The 17,318-nt window shown below is 40.8% G+C and carries 17 protein-coding genes and 1 riboswitch; of the genes, 2 read left to right on the top strand and 15 right to left on the bottom strand.

The annotated features are described in order from the left end of the window. Positions 1-21: 21 nt before the first annotated feature. The 9 genes from AC20OE_RS08505 to AC20OE_RS08465 all read right to left on the bottom strand — a co-directional run bounded on the left by AC20OE_RS08505 (position 22) and on the right by AC20OE_RS08465 (position 8,650). Entirely contained in the window at positions 22-993 is a 972-nt protein-coding gene (locus AC20OE_RS08505; RefSeq protein ID WP_366204872.1) for a YpdA family putative bacillithiol disulfide reductase, read from the bottom strand. A 124-nt stretch (positions 994-1,117) separates the two neighbouring features. Continuing rightward, a complete protein-coding gene (locus AC20OE_RS08500; RefSeq protein WP_007500982.1) occupies positions 1,118-2,392 on the bottom strand; it encodes a Glu/Leu/Phe/Val family dehydrogenase in 1,275 nt (424 codons plus the stop codon). Positions 2,393-2,588: 196 nt separating this feature from the next. Further along, positions 2,589-3,167: a genetic competence negative regulator gene (locus tag AC20OE_RS08495; protein ID WP_024428080.1), complete on the bottom strand. Its 579-nt coding sequence runs from the start codon at positions 3,165-3,167 to the stop codon at positions 2,589-2,591. A 165-nt stretch (positions 3,168-3,332) separates the two neighbouring features. Further along, positions 3,333-4,121, bottom strand: a complete 789-nt coding sequence (locus AC20OE_RS08490; protein WP_099663362.1) for a metallophosphoesterase — start codon at positions 4,119-4,121, stop codon at positions 3,333-3,335. Positions 4,122-4,208: 87 nt separating this feature from the next. Beyond that, positions 4,209-4,664 (bottom strand): DUF2663 family protein, encoded by a 456-nt coding sequence (locus AC20OE_RS08485; protein WP_047202733.1) that lies wholly within the window; start codon positions 4,662-4,664, stop codon positions 4,209-4,211. 64 nt (positions 4,665-4,728) lie between these two features. Next, positions 4,729-5,514, bottom strand: a complete 786-nt coding sequence (locus AC20OE_RS08480) for a LysM peptidoglycan-binding domain-containing protein (RefSeq protein WP_039179605.1) — start codon at positions 5,512-5,514, stop codon at positions 4,729-4,731. Further along, positions 5,459-6,100, bottom strand: a complete 642-nt coding sequence (locus AC20OE_RS08475; protein ID WP_047202731.1) for a CPBP family intramembrane glutamic endopeptidase — start codon at positions 6,098-6,100, stop codon at positions 5,459-5,461. The genes AC20OE_RS08480 and AC20OE_RS08475 overlap by 56 nt, the downstream gene beginning before the upstream one ends. Continuing rightward, positions 6,097-7,605 carry a RecQ family ATP-dependent DNA helicase gene (locus tag AC20OE_RS08470; RefSeq protein WP_487268796.1) on the bottom strand — a complete coding sequence of 503 codons (1,509 nt, stop codon included), beginning with the start codon at positions 7,603-7,605 and terminating at the stop codon, positions 6,097-6,099. The genes AC20OE_RS08475 and AC20OE_RS08470 overlap by 4 nt, the downstream gene beginning before the upstream one ends. Beyond that, the gene (locus tag AC20OE_RS08465) at positions 7,598-8,650 is read right to left on the bottom strand and encodes a YpbB family protein (RefSeq protein ID WP_099663360.1); all 1,053 of its coding nucleotides are present in this window, start codon (positions 8,648-8,650) and stop codon (positions 7,598-7,600) included. Before AC20OE_RS08465 ends, AC20OE_RS08470 begins: the two co-directional genes overlap by 8 nt. Positions 8,651-8,917: 267 nt before the next feature. Between AC20OE_RS08465 and AC20OE_RS08460 the strand changes: the two genes are divergently transcribed. Continuing rightward, positions 8,918-9,166 carry a ferredoxin gene (locus AC20OE_RS08460; protein WP_003215700.1) on the top strand — a complete coding sequence of 83 codons (249 nt, stop codon included), beginning with the start codon at positions 8,918-8,920 and terminating at the stop codon, positions 9,164-9,166. A 231-nt stretch (positions 9,167-9,397) separates the two neighbouring features. Here the strand turns inward: AC20OE_RS08460 and fmnP are convergent, their stop codons facing one another. Next, the gene (gene fmnP, locus AC20OE_RS08455; RefSeq protein ID WP_041109656.1) at positions 9,398-9,979 is read right to left on the bottom strand and encodes a riboflavin transporter FmnP; all 582 of its coding nucleotides are present in this window, start codon (positions 9,977-9,979) and stop codon (positions 9,398-9,400) included. Between the two features lie 144 nt (positions 9,980-10,123). After that, positions 10,124-10,254: riboswitch (FMN riboswitch) on the bottom strand. Positions 10,255-10,541: 287 nt separating this feature from the next. Here fmnP and serA point away from each other — a divergent pair. Then, entirely contained in the window at positions 10,542-12,116 is a 1,575-nt protein-coding gene (serA, locus tag AC20OE_RS08450) for a phosphoglycerate dehydrogenase (protein WP_024422834.1), read from the top strand. Positions 12,117-12,151: 35 nt separating this feature from the next. On the opposite strand, the gene AC20OE_RS08445 is transcribed toward serA, so the two are convergent. From AC20OE_RS08445 to AC20OE_RS08425, 5 genes are all read right to left on the bottom strand, one after another. Then, the gene (locus AC20OE_RS08445; RefSeq protein WP_487268795.1) at positions 12,152-12,799 is read right to left on the bottom strand and encodes a peptidoglycan DD-metalloendopeptidase family protein; all 648 of its coding nucleotides are present in this window, start codon (positions 12,797-12,799) and stop codon (positions 12,152-12,154) included. A gap of 104 nt (positions 12,800-12,903) precedes the next feature. Further along, positions 12,904-14,013 (bottom strand): hypothetical protein, encoded by a 1,110-nt coding sequence (locus AC20OE_RS08440; RefSeq protein WP_059377119.1) that lies wholly within the window; start codon positions 14,011-14,013, stop codon positions 12,904-12,906. Further along, positions 13,925-14,533: an RNA polymerase sigma factor SigX gene (gene sigX, locus AC20OE_RS08435; RefSeq protein ID WP_039179611.1), complete on the bottom strand. Its 609-nt coding sequence runs from the start codon at positions 14,531-14,533 to the stop codon at positions 13,925-13,927. Before sigX ends, AC20OE_RS08440 begins: the two co-directional genes overlap by 89 nt. 202 nt (positions 14,534-14,735) lie before the next feature. After that, positions 14,736-16,517, bottom strand: a complete 1,782-nt coding sequence (locus AC20OE_RS08430; RefSeq protein WP_039179612.1) for an ATP-binding protein — start codon at positions 16,515-16,517, stop codon at positions 14,736-14,738. After that, on the bottom strand, positions 16,514-17,236 hold the full coding sequence (locus AC20OE_RS08425) for a response regulator transcription factor (RefSeq protein WP_003215596.1): 723 nt from the start codon (positions 17,234-17,236) through the stop codon (positions 16,514-16,516). The genes AC20OE_RS08430 and AC20OE_RS08425 overlap by 4 nt, the downstream gene beginning before the upstream one ends. Positions 17,237-17,318 lie beyond the last annotated feature (82 nt).

The raw sequence follows: 17,318 nt of genomic DNA, 5'->3' as shown, positions 1-17,318 counted from the left end.
TTGAAGGATCCAGTTCTTTTTTTATCCGTTGATTCTTTTGTTGATTTCTTCTGCAATGAGTCCGCCATGAAATCTTCCATTTTCGATGAAAATTTCATTCGCATTATTTCCAGCAGCAATGACTCCTGCAATGAAAATACCTTCAACATTCGTTTCCATCGTTTGTTCATCAAATGCTGGACGGCCTGATTCTTGATCTATCGTGACACCCATTTTTTCTAAGAAAGAATGATCTGGATGATAGCCAGTCATGGCAAATACATAGTCACTTTTCACTCGATCCGTTTGATTTTGCTGGTTTGTAAAGATCACATCTTCTTCTGTGATTTCTTTCACCTGCGCGCCAAACTCCATTCGAATCGTTCCATTACGGACAAGCGCTTCAAACTCTGGTAAAATCCAAGGTTTGATGCTGGATGAATATTCAGTTCCTCTATAAAGCACAGTGACTCTGCTTCCGCATTTCACAAGTTCTAGTGCAGCATCCACACTAGAGTTCTTCCCGCCAATCACCGTCACATCTTTATCAAAATATGGATGTCCTTCTTTAAAGTAGTGATATACGTGGGGAAGGTCTTCTCCTTTGACGTTCATATAGTTTGGATGATCATAGTAGCCAGTTGCAATGACGACGTAATCACATGAATAGTCGTTTTTTGATGTATTCACTGTAAAACCGCCATCTTGTTTCGTCACGGCGTTCACTTTTTCAAAAGCATGCACACGCAGGTTTTTTCGTCTGACGACCTCTCGGTAATAGGAAAGTGCCTGAATACGAACGGGCTTACGATTTTCAGTAATAAAAGCGACATCACCGATTTCAAGCTTTTCACTTGTACTAAAAAAGGTTTGATGTGTTGGGTAATGATAAATACTGTTCACGACATTCCCCTTTTCAATCACAAGTGCATCAATCCCAATTTGCTTGAATGCGATGGCAGCTGATAGTCCGCATGGGCCGCCTCCTATTATGATCGCTTTTTCTTGTTTCATTTGTTCCACTCCTGTCATTTCACTGCAATAACAATTGCTGGGCTGTTTGATTCTTTGTTCCATTCCATAAAAAAATCTCCTATTTAAGGATAGGAGATTTTAAGGCGCGATGCAAATCAGCCGCTTAAATCCAGCCTCTGAATCGAGAAGCTTCAGCCATTTTACGTACACCGACCATATATGCAGCAAGACGCATATCAATCCGGCGGTTTTGCGCCATTTCATAAATATTATTAAATGATTTCACCATCATATCTTCTAAACGAGTTTCAACTTCTTCTTCAGTCCAGTAGAACCCTTGGTTATTCTGAACCCATTCAAAGTAAGAAACAGTTACACCACCCGCACTCGCAAGTACGTCTGGGACAAGTAGTACACCACGATCTGAAAGAATTTTGGTTCCTTCCAGTGTCGTTGGACCATTTGCTGCTTCTACGACAATTTTAGCTTTAATGTTTGCCGCATTATCTTCTGTGATTTGGTTTTCAATGGCTGCAGGTACTAGGATATCACAATCCAGCTCAAGCAGCTCTTGGTTTGTAATTGTATCGTTAAATAATTTAGTGACGGTTCCAAAGCTGTCACGTCGGTCAAGCAAGTAGTCAATATCTAGACCATCTTCATCGTATAATCCGCCGTACGCATCTGAAATCCCTACGATTTTCGCTCCAGCATCATACATGAATTTAGCTAAGTAGCTTCCTGCATTTCCGAATCCCTGTACGACAACACGAGCCCCGTTAATGTCAATTCCTTTTTTCTTCGCCGCTTCTTTGATGCAGATCGTCACACCTTTTGCTGTTGCAGTATCACGTCCGTGTGATCCCCCAAGAACAATTGGTTTTCCTGTAATAAACCCTGGCGAGTTAAACTCATCAATTCTAGAATATTCATCCATCATCCATGCCATAATTTGAGAGTTCGTAAACACGTCTGGTGCTGGAACATCTTTTGTTGGTCCAACAATTTGACTGATGGCGCGAACATAGCCGCGGCTAAGTTTTTCAAGCTCTCTGAATGACATTTCTCTTGGATCACAGATAATACCGCCTTTTCCTCCGCCATAAGGAAGATCCACAATTCCACATTTTAAACTCATCCAAATTGAAAGCGCTTTTACTTCTTTTTCCGTAACGTTCGGGTGGAAACGAATTCCGCCTTTTGTTGGACCGACAGCATCATTGTGCTGTGCGCGGTAACCAGTGAAAATTTTCACAGATCCATCATCCATACGTACTGGAATTTTGACCGTTAATAGACGAATTGGCTCCTTCAGCAATTCATACACTTCCTGCGGATACCCTAATTTGTCTAGCGCTTTATGTATGACGGTTTGAGTTGACTTTAAAACATCTAGCTTATCTTCTGCGTTATGAGCGGCGTTTTGATCGGCTGCCATTAAAATAAACCCCCTAGAAATCTTTCATGATCTACTGCTCCCTTTCAAGCAATAGTATACACCTTCGTACTGGTAAAGCAAAGGTAAAAAGCGTTTTTTATCAAAATAAAATATCAGCGTTTATAAATATAAAAAAGGATATAAAAAAATACTGTTGTTTCATCACAACAGTATTAAATATAATAGAAAAAAGTGATTAAAAATACATTTGAATCGTTTTCACGGCATCTTCTTGCATGATCACTTTTCCATACTCTTTTAGCCGGTGAATGGTGAGTGTCGTAGGTGAACCAAACTCTGCTAAAATTGAAATGACTGTATCAGCAGATAGTTCTCCAACATCATCTAGGCTGAGATAATATTGACCTTCATAATGGTAAACTGTACCCCCTAAAAGTCCAATACGACTTAAACTATGGGACAGTTGAATCACATCTTCAAACGAGGCAAATTGATAGAGCACATGCTTGCTCTCGTCGAGCTTGACTTGCATCTCAATGTAATCTTCATCAAACTCATCATCAGCATCTTCCTGCTGACTCTTTGTGACAATGACGACCATCCCCTGCGCCTGAAGAGAAAATACTTCAACAGCAATCGGTCCATTCGCTTCAAAACCGAGCTCCTGATTCGCCTCGTTCATCATGTCTTTAAACAGCTGATGGACTTTGAACGAATCTTTCCAAAGGTCTTCTTTCGTAAGACCTCGGTCTGTCAGGTCATCTAGTGTGAGAAAAATTTTGATTTTATTATAATTCAGACGCTCCAGTCGCATAACGTTCCCTCCTGCCTCTTCTAAACACACATCATACTGTAGTATATGAGATGATGAGTCATAGGTTCTTAATTTTGTATTCAGTTTACACTGTGTCAAGACGGAAGACAAGCATGAAGCTATGCTTACGGTGACTTTTATGGAAAATATTGAGGGTTCTGCAAGTTAACGCGTTTTTAGAGGCATTAAATAGATCAGATGGGTTTCTGGTTCTGCTCCGAGACGCATGGGAATTTTTGTTGTTCCGTAGCCATTACTAATGAGAAAGAACGCACCTTTGACCTGGCCTGTTCTTCCTTTTTCATACGGTCCAAATTTCCCAATTCGGATCTGTCCCCCATGCGTATGACCGCTCAGGACAAGATCAATTCCTTCCTCTTCACTCATCAAATGATGTACATCTGGATTGTGTGATAAGAGAATATTGACATCTTCTTTCACAAACTCTGGCCGTATCGCTTCATAATCTGCTTTTTCAAGCCGAATATCATCAATTCCTCCGATTTTAATTCGCTGGCCTTCGAAATTCCATACAGCCGTTTCATTTTGCAAAGTCGTGACATCGTATGCATGAAGAATCTCTTTAAACCTTTGCTGGTGCAGCTCATGATCATTATTTCCCCAAACAAAATAAACCGGCGCAATTCTTGATAAACGTTTCACATTTTCTTCAATCCTTGCATAGGGTACACCTTTTTCCGCTAAATCTCCGCCAATCATAATCACATCTGGCTCTTCCTGTCTGATTTCTGCTAATAAAGTGTCACTGATGAGACGTCTGTGTGTATCAGAAATAAAGAAAATGACAGCAGGACGGTCTGATTGAAGTGCTTCTATTGTAAAGTAATGCTTTTTGATGTTGTTTTGTTTTGCCGTTTTCACCATTTTTGCCGTTACACACACACCTGTTGTAACAGCCGCAATGGCGGCAGTAAATCCGATGGCATATTTCATCACAAATGGCTCCCTTACATATCTTTCTTTCATAAGACGCTTGAATGAAAAAAGACGTTTCAACTGTTAAACGTCTTTTTTTCTCATTTATTTACTTTCATAATAAAGATTAATGTCATATTGCTTCTGCATATAGTGAAAAACCGCCTCGCGCTCTTTCCACTGATTTGATTGCGGCCATAAGTCTGTGCTCTTTTGTATAATTTCACATCGAAGCCGATGATATTCATCTTCAGCCTTTTCTTCTTTTTTCTTATAGTAATAAGAGGCATAAAAAGCAAAGACCTCAGCCATGATCCAAAACAGAAATACTTCATGACCAAGCAGTGTGGCAATCATGGCTTCCGGCTGAAGCGAGCCGCCTCCCGCATTTGCCGTGATCACAAAATAAAACAAAAGAATGGCCAGCGATAGAAGGGCTGTCCATTGCCACCTTTTGCACTGCTTGGCAAACCCCTCATATTTATGCTTTCTTTTGATCAATGTTTCCATCATCTTCTGTGTTGGCTGATCCATATATCGGCTGATTGCGTGCAATGTCATCACATACACCCTGTCCCTTTTTTCTACATATGTATGTGCCTGCTTCTTCATTCATGTCAGATGATTAGTTTTCTAGTGGAATATTCAGCACTTGACCACTGTACACGCTGTTACCTTTCAAATGATTATAGGCTCTAATTTTCTCTTCACCCGAACGGTTTTTGTAATACTTCATTGAAATTCGATACAGGTTTTCCTCTGGACCAACAGTGTGCTGCACGACACGAACTGGCTTTTCTTCCTGCTTCTTTTTCTCTTCAGCTTCTTTTCGTTTTTTCTCTTCCTGTTGCTTTTGCAGGGCTAGCTGCTGCTGTTCACGCTTTTTGGCAGCTTCAGCTCGCTCCCGCTCTTTTTCTTTCGCTGCTTGTTCACGCTCTTCTTTCTCTTTAGCAGCTTTTTCTTTTTTCTTCTGTTCAGCTTTTTCTTTCGATCGCTGTTTTTCTTCATCTTTCTTTTGCTTCTCATCATCAGACGCATCCGCTTTATCAGCGCTTGAGTCATTTTTCGTTTCGGCAAGTGCTGACGGGACTGGGTCTGTGTCAGCACTTGATGTAGAATCAATATTATATACATCTTGATTATTATTATGGTTAATTTCCTTTGACGTGTAGTAGATCAAAAGGAAGAACACCGTGACGACGATAATAGGAAAGATAATAGCCAGTGTTGTAAACAATGGATTGCGAACCTTTTTTGTGCGCTGCTTTTTATATTCATGAAAATCTTCTCGTGTAGGAAAGTGAGAGTCATCTGAAGGCTGTACTTCTTCTTCAAAAATCTTCTCAACATCATCGTCATGGATGTTTGTCAGCTGCTCTTTCTTTCTCTTCATTCTCGACATTTCTTCCATGTTCATCCCTCCCCCTATATTTTAAACGAATTTGACAAGCAAAGACTAAGTCAATGACAAAATGGGTCATGACAGGAACAAATAAATTCCCCGTCCACTCGTATAAAAGTCCTAAAAAAATACTAATGGAAACCACAAGGATAAACAAGAGTATTTTTGATAAGTAACGAAAGTGAAGAAGTGCAAACACGATACTAGCAATCTCCAATCCAAATTGCTGCTGGACGATCCCTCGGAATAGAATTTCCTCTGAAAAGGCGATGAGCAGTGTTAACCAAACAATATGCGGGATGCTGCGGTTTTTGAACATTTTTTCATTTAAACCACCATCATCATACATATGAGCAGGAAACACCTTCATGACAATCGCATCCACAATGATCACAAGCACAGCGCCGCCAATTCCATAAGTCAGTATCCGCGCATCTTGAATCTCCCAAAGAGATGTGAAATCTGTCCAATGATCGAACATAAATATACCTAGTAAAAAAGAAATAACCAGCATCAGCAGCTGCGTAAAATACAGTTGTTCTACGACTTGTCGATCGGTTAATTTTTCAATGATTCGGCGATGTTGTTCGATCAATGCTGCGCCTCTTTTGTCAGATGAAACATACGATTCAGCACGGTCTTCCAGTGTTTCATTTCATTCAGCTCCAATGGTTGTTCTTTTTTTTCATAATCAGACAGGTCAAGTCCGCAAGAAGAGCAGCAATTGCCAGAGGATGCAATCTCCGTTTGATCAAGCTGTTCGTAAAAGTATGATAACAGAGATTGTCTAAAGCAGCTATGACCTGTGATCCGCTCCTTAAATTGCCATACTTTTCTCAGTTTTTCTGTTTGTCTGTCCTGCAATTTCTCTTTCAGTTTCATCAGGAGCACACGCGGCTGTTCAGACTGATACATCCTGTAATAGTGGATCAGCATTCTTGCCCGTGTCTCCTGAAGCCCTGATTCCATCAATTGTTCACGTAATTTTTTTTCATCATTTGTCTGCGTTTGTGTCAGTCTAGCTAAGAAAAAATCAATTTCTGGATCATCAAAGCCCTCGGCTTGTATTAAATGCTGTTGAATGTCCGCATCCTCTTCTGTATATAAAAGAATGCTCACACTGTTTTTCCCGTCCCGTCCTGCTCTTCCAATTTCCTGCATAAATGCTTCAATTGACTGCGGCGGGCTCATATGAATAACAAATCGTATATCTGCTTTGTCAATTCCCATTCCAAAAGCACTTGTACAACAAATGAGATCAAGCTGTCCGCTGATAAATTGCTGCTGAATAAGCATGCGGTCTCCTGCATCCATTCCGCCATGGTAATACTCTACACGCTGATGGGTTTTTTGTTTCATAAAAAGCGCCATTTCTTCTGTCATTTGCCGAGTCGGGCAATAAATCAGACCGGGGCCTTGCAGGAATTCCACAAGCTCAATGGCCCGTTTCTCTTTTGCTTCTTTCGTTTCGTGCGCTTCTTTAACTAAAGCGATGTTTGGCCGGTTGACAGAATGAATATGAAAGTCTGGATGCTGCAATCTTAACGTTTGCACGGTATCTTTTAGCGTTTGTTTTGTTGCTGTTGCCGTCAGTGCTAAGGCAACAGGATGACCTAACGCTTCTCTCCATTCTCCCAGCTTGGAATATTCCGGACGGAAATCATGCCCCCATTCCGATATACAATGGGCTTCATCGACGACGAACAGACCAATATGCATCGATTTGAGCTGTTCTAGCAGCACCTCTGACATTAATGCCTCAGGCGCGACAAATAAAAACTTATATGATGGCAAATGCCGAATGATATGCCGTCTCTCCTGAAAAGACAATGTGCTGTTCAGCGCCGCCACTCGTTTTTCTCCGCGCATTTTCATTCGTTCGACTTGATCCTCCATAAGCGATAACAGCGGCGAAATAATGAGAACTAACCCATCTGACATATAGCCGGGAATTTGATAGCAGATGGATTTCCCGCCGCCAGTAGGCAGCATGGCAACCGTATCCTTTTGATTTAGTACACTTTGAATAATGTCCTCTTGACCTGTTTTAAATGAGTCGTAACCAAAATATCGCATGAGCGTCTGATGAAGCTTATCCATTTGCTTTCACCATCCTTGTCAGAGCCAATCGTATTTGAAAATAAGTAAATGAATGTTCGAGTTTTTCTTTAATCAGCTTCATTTTATTTGTTTGAAGCTCCCTGGCTACTGTATGAATGGCCTGCTGCGCTTCTACGCTCACATACGGCTCTATTGAGAAGTTCGGTTCATGTATGGAAAGCTCGACAATATGGTCTTCGATCGTTGCCTTTTTTAATGAACGAATATGCGCAATCTGATCAATATCAAAGCCTTTTTGCACAAGTTCGAGCGTTTTGTGAGTAGAGGTTGTTAGCACGCGTTTGAATTCAAGGTCACCTACGAGCTTTTGCATGAGCTGCGTCTCACCTTTTTGGGCAGCATGAATAAAATAATGGAGGACATTCCAAAAAAGCAGGTACACATACCACACATCTTCTTTTAGCCACTCTGCCATTTGCTGATACGTACGCCCGATTCTTTCATTTGACGTCAATGAATAAACAAAAATCAGCGCCTCTTGATTACTTATACGGCTAAGGAGCGTTTCTAGTTCATGATGCAGCTCTTCTGAAAGTTTATTCTTCTCGTGATGCTGTTTTAAGAAGGATTTCGTCCAGCTTTGTACGGATACATCTCTTTGTATTGGGACATATTGATACGATCCAGCCATATGGTGAGAAAGCACTTGCACAAGTAACGAGAGCCTCATCCATAGCACCTTTGCTTTATCATGATATTTTGCACCATGAAAATAAACGGGCATCGGTTTTTCTAAAAAGTACTGGTTTAGCATACGCTGTCCTGCATCTGTAACAGTGAATGTCTCCCCCGTTTTTTTGATGTAGTGCTCTTCGTCAAGTTTTATAGTAGAGCGATTCAGCTGCTCCCTCGTAAACCCCGGGTAACAGCCGAAGTACTTTGAAAGCTGAAATAAACTGGCATCCTGTATGGTTTGTGATGATTTTTTTCCTTTAAAAAGATGGTAGACAGCACTTATGGAGCGTTCGCCGTTCAATTTATATACGCTGTCCATTAACATGACATCCAAATAATGAAGAGTCATTCGCCAAAGCACCTGTCTTCCTGACAAAATTCGAATATTTTCTCCCTTTATTTTAACAGATTTCATAGAAGAAGAAATGTTTAAACTCAATTTGTGGGGGAAAGTTATGAACAAACCCTTATGTGATAAGCATTCTCAATCACTTTACAGTTGAAATGTGAAATTAAAATCATTACAATAAGGTTTGAGGAAATTGTTTTTTATCGGTGAAACTAAAAAGGTTAGACCATTTGTTCCATCGAACAATCTGGGAGGTATTTTTTTAACATGGCAAAATATACAATTGTAGACAAAGACACATGTATTGCTTGCGGCGCATGCGGTGCAGCTGCTCCAGACATTTATGATTATGATGATGAAGGCATTGCATTTGTTACGCTTGATGACAACCAAGGAACTGTAGAAGTTCCAGAAGTACTCGAAGAAGATATGCTTGATGCATTTGAAGGATGTCCAACGGATTCAATCAAAGTTGCGGACGAATCTTTCGAGGGTGACCCACTTAAGCATGAATAGTATAAAAGCCCCTTATGCAGGGGCTTTCAGCATGTAGACAAACCCTCGCATTCGTTGTCAGGTCTGCGCGCCGGTACTCACGAATGTCAAATTCGCTCCGTTCCGGTGCTCACCCTTCCTAGACTGCAAAGGTTTTCTATCACGCTGAATAGAAGACAAAGGGCTAAAATAAAAACCATTTTAGCCCTTTGTCAATAATCTAAAGCCCCTTATGCAGGGGCTTTTTTTATATTAACTATTTTGAAGTCGACGTTTATTTTCAAACCATGGACGCATTTTCACAAAAATGAGGCTGAACACGATGGTAATGATGATGCCTTTAATAAAGTTAAATGGTAAGATCCCTGCTGTAATAGTCGTCTTGAGCGCATGATCTGATAGTTCTGGCGCGTTTAAGAACCATGTGTAAGCTGGCAGGAATAAGAAGTAATTTAAAATGCTCATCATCACAGTCATAAGCAATGTACCCGCGATCATAGACCATGCCATCCCTTTTGCTGATTTGATTTTTTTGAACATAAAGGCGACTGGCAAGATAAATAATGTGCCTGCAATGAAGTTCGCGACTTGCCCAACTGGAACGCCGGACATACTGCCTTGAATGAGGTAATGCAGTACATTTTTTAATGCCTCAACAGCAATTCCTGCACCCGGTCCATAAATTAAAATTGCGATAATCGCCGGGATATCACTGAAATCAATTTTCAAATACGCTGGAAGACCCGGGAAAGGGAAATCCAATAAAATTAATACAAACGAAATACTGCTGAGCATACTGGTAACGACTAAACGCTTTACTTTACTTTGATTCAATATTCTCTCTCCTTTTCGATCAAATCTTTCGAAAAGAGGATTGTTCCATTTTAGCCACAAAAAAACCGCCCTTGAAAACAGGAGCGGGGAAATTGGGCTAGACAAATAAACGTGTAAACATCAATGTTTTCAACGTTTATGAACCTCCATCTTCTCCCATCCAGACTATACTGTCGGCTTCGGAATCACACCGAATCCTGCCAAAAAGGCTCGCGGGCTTAGAGACTATGCTCATCACCGCCGGTAGGGAATTACACCCTGCCCCGAAGATTGATCATTATTCAATTCGACATCATTATATATGATATATGAGCATTTGTACAGATAAAAATCCTGAGCAAATTCATCAGTTTTAAGAAATCGTAAAAAACACAAAAATTCTAATGACAAATGCGCAAAAATTGGTTATCTTTTGTTTAAAGGTGTTCATTCTTTATAAAGACACAAAGAAATGTTCGTGTTTTCTTTTTCACTTTACTGCTTTAATTTGATTGACACAGTGAAAAGGAATATGGTAAATTATCAGATATTTATGACGTTTATTTTAGGAGGAAATCTTACGATGTTTCGAGTATTAGTCTCAGATAAGATGAGCAATGATGGTCTTCTACCACTTTTAGAATCAGATTTTGTTGAAATTGTCCAAAAAAATGTAGCAGAAGCAGAAGATGAATTACACACGTTTGATGCCTTACTTGTCAGAAGTGCCACGAAAGTAACGAAAGAGCTTTATGAAAAAATGACTTCATTAAAAATTGTCGGCCGTGCCGGTGTGGGAGTAGACAATATTGACATTGATGAAGCAACCAAGCACGGCGTCATTGTCATCAATGCACCAAACGGTAATACGATCTCGACAGCTGAGCATACGTTCGCCATGATTTCATCACTTATGCGTCATATTCCGCAAGCCAATATTTCTGTCAAATCAAAAGAATGGAACAGAGGTGCATATGTTGGTGCTGAGCTTTACGGAAAATCTCTTGGGATTGTCGGCTTAGGCAGAATCGGAAGTGAAATCGCCCAGCGTGCAAGAGCGTTTGGCATGACAGTCAACGTGTTTGACCCATTTCTCACAAAGGAACGTGCAGAAAAAATTGGCGTCAATGCGAAATCACTCGATGAAGTACTCGAAGTATCAGATATTATTACTGTACATACGCCATTAACAAAAGAAACAAGAGGACTTCTCAATAAAGAAACGATTGCAAAAACGAAAAAAGGTGTTCGCCTTGTAAACTGTGCACGCGGCGGCATTATTGACGAAGCTGACCTTCTTGAGGCACTTGAAAGCGGCCATGTCGCAGGAGCTGCACTCGATGTATTCGAGGTAGAACCTCCAACTGATAATCCGCTTGTGGATCATCCACACGTCATTGCAACTCCGCATCTTGGTGCCTCTACAAAAGAAGCACAATTAAATGTAGCAGCGCAAGTATCTGAAGAAGTCCTTCAATTTGCCAAAGGTCTTCCTGTCATGTCATCTATTAATCTACCAGCGATGACAAAAGACGAATTCAAAAAGATTCAGCCTTATCATCAGTTTGCAGGAAAACTTGGACGTCTTGTCTCTCAATCAATGAGAGAACCGGTAAAAGAAGTAGGCATTTCTTATGAAGGCTCTATTTCAAAACTCGAAACATCCTTTATCACAAAAAGTCTCCTCTCAGGCTTTTTAAAAGAGCGCGTTGATTCGACTGTGAATGAAGTAAATGCTGGAATGGTCGCAAAAGAACGCGGCATTAGCTTTAGTGAGAAAATTTCTTCCAGCGAATCTGGCTACGAAAACAGTATTTCTATTGAAGTCAAAGGTGACCTTTCAACCTTTACTCTAAAAGCGACTTACATCCCGCATCTAGGGGAACGCGTTGTTTCTATTAATGGATTTAATATTGATTTTTATCCAGATGGACACCTTGTCTACATCCAGCATACAGATGCACCTGGTGTGATTGGAAAGGTTGGACAGATTTTAGGCGACCATGATGTCAACATCGCAACAATGCAGGTAGGACGTAAAGAAAAAGGCGGCGAAGCCATTATGATGCTTTCGTTCGATAAGCATCTAGAGGATGAAATTGTGAAAAAATTAACGGAAGTACAGGATATTCTGTCTGTCCGCCTGATTGACCTTTAAAAAACAGTGATAAACCTCATGCAAAAGCATGAGGTTTATTTTTTTGAAACCATTAAACGGTCTCCTGTTCGAATGAGGTGAGTGGTCAGCTCATTGATCTTTTTCAATTGTTCCACAGTCATTTCATGCACCTTTGCTATTGACCAAAGAGTGTCCCCTTTTTGAATGACATATGTATTTTTTTCATGTCCATTTACATGAAGAGCGGGCTCTTTGAAACGTTCCACTGCAATCATTTTGAGCGGATCTATCGCATCCTCTTTGCTGACTGACCAATTGCCACGATGTACCTCAAAATGCAAATGAGTGCCTCTAGAGGCTCCTGTGTTGCCAATGATGCCAATCGGCTCTCCCGCTTGTACTTGGTCACCCTTTTTCACAAAACGCTCGTGTAAATGAGCATAGACGGTTTCGTACCCGTTTGGATGCTGAATAAACACAACCTCTCCATATGTAGCCGATACATACGAACGCGTAACCACACCTTCACTTGCAGCAAAAATGGATTCTCCTTCTGGCGCAGCTATATCTAATCCCTTATGCGAGCCGCCCCTTGTCCCAAACAAGTCAGTGACTTCTCCTTTCACTGGCTCCACCCATTCGTTTGTCTGCTGCGCATGGGCAAATGGTGCTAAGATGAAGAACAAAAAACAGCTTGCACCTATGAAGCAATACCTTTTCATCAGTGACTCCCCTTCTTTGAGGTTCTTTTCATGACAGCTTAGTATACAGCAAGAAGGCCATTTTCTATACATTAAAAAAGAACGCAATGACTCACTTGCGTCCTTTAACGATCTTTGATGACAACTGGATTCGGCAGAGCCGGTACCTCTATTGGTTCGTTTAATTCATAAGGTCCTACTTGATCTGTTCCTGCATATTGAATGGTGACATCTGTAAAACCAAAATCTTTCGCTGTGAGCAGCAGACCTTCAATGAGTAGAATATGATCAATTGAGTCCGATAATTTTGCTGATGCTCCAAACGTGATCGTCACATGCTTACCTTTTGATGTCACTTCTTTAATGGATTCTTCTTTAATTAATGGTTCGAGCCCAGAATCACTCGTCCGTTTCATGGCCTCTACCGCCTCTTCATAAGAAGAATAATGCGTTTTTGAGGGCACCAAAAAAGTCCCGCTCTTATTTTCTAATACGTAATAAGCTTGCTTTGTTTGTTTATCAATCGATACCCTGCCGATGCTTCCACTTGCCCCTAATTGAAGCTGAGAGCCTTTGACAGATTTGACTTCCACTTGCTTATACCTGCTCCATTTCAGCGTTTCTTTTACCATATCTTTAAACCGATTGGCTTCCTTTATCGTATCAAGGGACAAATCATTTTTTAACTGAAAGACAAGTGTATTCCCTTTTTCACGAAGGTCCACCATCTCAAGATAAGATTGAAGCGGCTTTGTCATTTCAGGCAACTGCACCTGTTCATATGTGTTCATCATTTCCTGCAAATGGTCATGTTCATTTTCTTTTTCAATACTAATGGGAACCACTTGAGATGTTGATTCATCTATGTATGCAACCGTCATATACTTTTGCTTGTCTTCATGAGAAACAACGTGCGCGGTACCATTTGCTTGTTTGACCGGCTCTAATGTGGCATTCGCCTGTCCTTTGTCAGCACTTGATTCCATTTTCATCTGTTGATGCTGTTCTTGAGCTGCCGGCTGAAATAAATGAGGAGAAATTAAAAACGCCATAAATAAAACCACAACGGTTGCCACCGCTGGACCGATCCATCTGACACTTTTCTTTTTCTTCCCGCTTGCCATCAGCATCTGCTGGTATATCTGCTTAGATGAACGGTTGTCCTCCACTTTTGGAAGCTGACTTAGTAACACCTTGATTCGTTCTTCGCTCCAATCGGACCTGTTCGTTTTCATTCACTAGCTCCTCCTTCAAAAGCTCCATATGTTTTCGGAGCACTTTCAGGCCTCGGTGCTGCGTTGTTTTGACTTTGCTTTCCGAGAACTTTAGCGCCTTTGCCGTCTCCATGATTGAGTAGCCCTGGATAAACCTTAAAATGATGACAGCTCTTTGATCAATCGTACAGTGATCAAGTGCGGCATAAATTTCTTTTGTATTTTCATCCTGTACAGCTAGTTCGTCTGGGAGTAAGTCTGGATCTTTTACATCCTGCTTATCCCAATCAAACGTGCCGAGCACCCGTTGTCTAATGGTTTGCTGTTTGCGAAACCAGTCAATCGCCACATGCCTTGCAATTGAAAACAGCCATGTTTTCTCGCTGCTTCTTCCTTCAAAAGTTTTATATGAGTGAAGTACCCGAATGTAAACCTCCTGCACGAGATCCTCTGCCTGATTTTTATCTTTAACCATATAAAATAAAAACTGGTACAAATCTTGATGGTACGAATCATATATTTTTTGAAAGGTTTCATGCATAGGAAACCCCTCCGTTCACTTATTTTTGTCGAGTGACTCTTATAAAACGTTACATTACAACTTTATGACAAATATATTACAAGTTCGACAGTTTGGAAAGGGCTTTTTGTTTAACTTCTCCTTAAAAATTTCAAAATAGAAAAAACACTTCATTTTCTTTCGAAAAGAAGTGTTTCTCATGTAACAAGATTCTTCGTCAAGATTAGACGAGTTCCTGCTTTTTTCTCGGAATATAGAAGGTGAAGTGTGTACCTGCACCCGTTTTGCTGTGAGCATGTATAGAGCCTTGATGCGCTTCGACGATGTTCTTCACAATCGCAAGGCCAAGCCCAGTACCAGAACGTCCTCTTGTTCTTGCTTTATCAGCTTTATAGAAGCGCTCGAAAATAAAGGGCAGATCCTCTTCTGGAATTCCGCTTCCCGAATCTTTCACATCCATTTTCAGCCCGTTTTCCACCGATTGAACCGAAAAGTGAACCTCTCCGCCCTCTGGTGTATGACGAATGGCATTATCAATGAGATTCGTAAACACTTGCTCAATCTTATCTGGATCGAATACAAAGTACGGTTCATCCACTTGAATATTATACGTAAGATCGATTTGTTTTTCTTTCGCAATCCCTAGAAACTTGCGGTAGATCTTCTCAGTCAGCTCTTCCGTATCTGTTGATTCAAGATTCAGTGTAATATGACCTGCTTCCATTCTCGCTAGATCTAGAAGATCATTTACAAGACGTCCCATTCGAAGTGATTCATCGTAGATAATTTGCGCAATCTCTTTCTTTTCCTCTTCTGATCCTGCAATATCATCTACAATCGCCTCACTGTACCCTTGCAGCATGGCAATTGGTGTACGAAGTTCATGACTGACATTGGCAATGAAGTCTTTTCTCAGTTTATCAAGTCTTCGTTCCTCCGTCATATCACGAAGGACTGCAACTGCCCCTCTGACATCCTGCTGATTATAAAGCGGAGACATGAGAAGAACCCACGTACGCCCTTGCAGCGTAACTTCGATCATTTGCTCCTTTTCTGTGCTGACAGCTGTATGAAATAGCTCTCGCGCTTCTGGCGGCAGTTCATCTCCATCTTTGATCTTCATATTTTGCTCATAATACCACGCCTGCAAAAATCGTTCTGCAGGAGGATTGGTCATCAAGATCGTTCCATCAATATTGATCGTGATGACGCCATCAGCCATACTGCTTAAAATATTAGACAAATGTTCTTTTTCTTGATTTAAGGCTGTGATATGGAATTTAAGCTGCTTCCCCATTTGATTAAAGGCGATCGCCAGCTCTCCAATCTCATCTTGCGTTAAAATAGGAATCTTTGTATCAAATTTCCCCTTCGCCAAATCTTGTGCACCCTCTCTCATCTTTCTAAGAGGATAGGTGACACGTGTTGACAAGAAGAAAGCGAATATAGTGGTCAGTACAATCGCAATTCCAGCGGCTAAGAAGATGTATCGCGTCGTATGTTTCGTTGTTTGTTCTACAGCGAGGAGTGACTGTGAAAGAAAGACCATGCCTTTTTTTCCGTTCGCCTCATATGGAACACCGACTACAATTCGTTCATCTTTTTGATTGCCTGCATCAGGTTCTGCACGTTTACTGATTTTTTTACGATCTTTCAGTGCTTGGTTTAAATCTCTGTCCGCTTCAATTTGTTTCTTTGTAATCGCAGGAAGCTTCCCGCCTTTTTCAGACGAATACCACTCTAGCCCGTCCTCTTGGATGATCGCAATACTCGTCAATTTGTCAGCGAGTTCTGATGTTATCGATCTTGCAAGCGATTGATCCTCATGGCTTTCTAAAATGACCGCTACTTTGTTCGCCATTTGTGTTAAATCAGATTTTGCTTCTTCTACATGATAATTCTCAATGAACTCTAAAAGAAGCACAGTTAAAATAGATAAAACGATCAGGACGAGGAAAAGAATGGTTAACCATAGCTTTCCTACAACACTTTTCCACAGTTTCATTCAGCGCCGACCTCAAATTTGTACCCGACACCCCATACAGTAACGATTTTTTTCGCAGCTTCTGGTGACACTTTATTCAATTTTTCACGAAGTCGTTTGACATGGGTATCGACTGTTCGTAAGTCTCCAAAGAACTCATATTGCCATACTTCTTTTAACAGTTTTTCTCTGTCATAAACCTTATCCGGTGTTTTAGCAAGGAAATATAAAAGCTCATATTCCTTCGGCGTGAGGCTGACTTCTTTGCCATCAGCCGTCACCCTATGGGCATCATGGTCAATAGAAAGATGAGAAAACACAAGAACATCTTTTGTTGTTGTCCCAGTATTAAGATAAGACGTTTGAGACGATCTTCTGAGCAATGCCTTCACACGTAAAACAACTTCACGCGGGCTGAAAGGTTTGACGATATAGTCATCCGTTCCTGCCTCAAATCCTTGAACGCGGTTGGCCTCTTCTCCTTTTGCCGTCAGCATAATGATTGGAGTCGCTTTTTTGTCTCGAATTTGATTACACACTTCGATTCCATCTGTACCAGGCATCATTAAATCGAGCAAAATGAGGTCGTAATCGGTTTGAAGCCCTTTTTGAATCGCCTCATCACCATTTTCCGCTTCATCGATTTCATAATTTTCACGTTCTAAATACATTTTTAAAAGGCGGCGAATTCTTGCCTCATCATCTACGACTAATATTTTCGTTTGAGTTGTGTGTTCCATTAGACAGTCCTCCTGCTTTCTCCGTTGTTACATTCATTTTAACAAAAAGCCGAATTGAATCATAAAAGTTGGCCTTTTCCTT

Source organism: Bacillus sp. SRI_025 (assembly GCF_057592095.1).
This window is presented reverse-complemented; position numbering and strand designations above follow the sequence as displayed.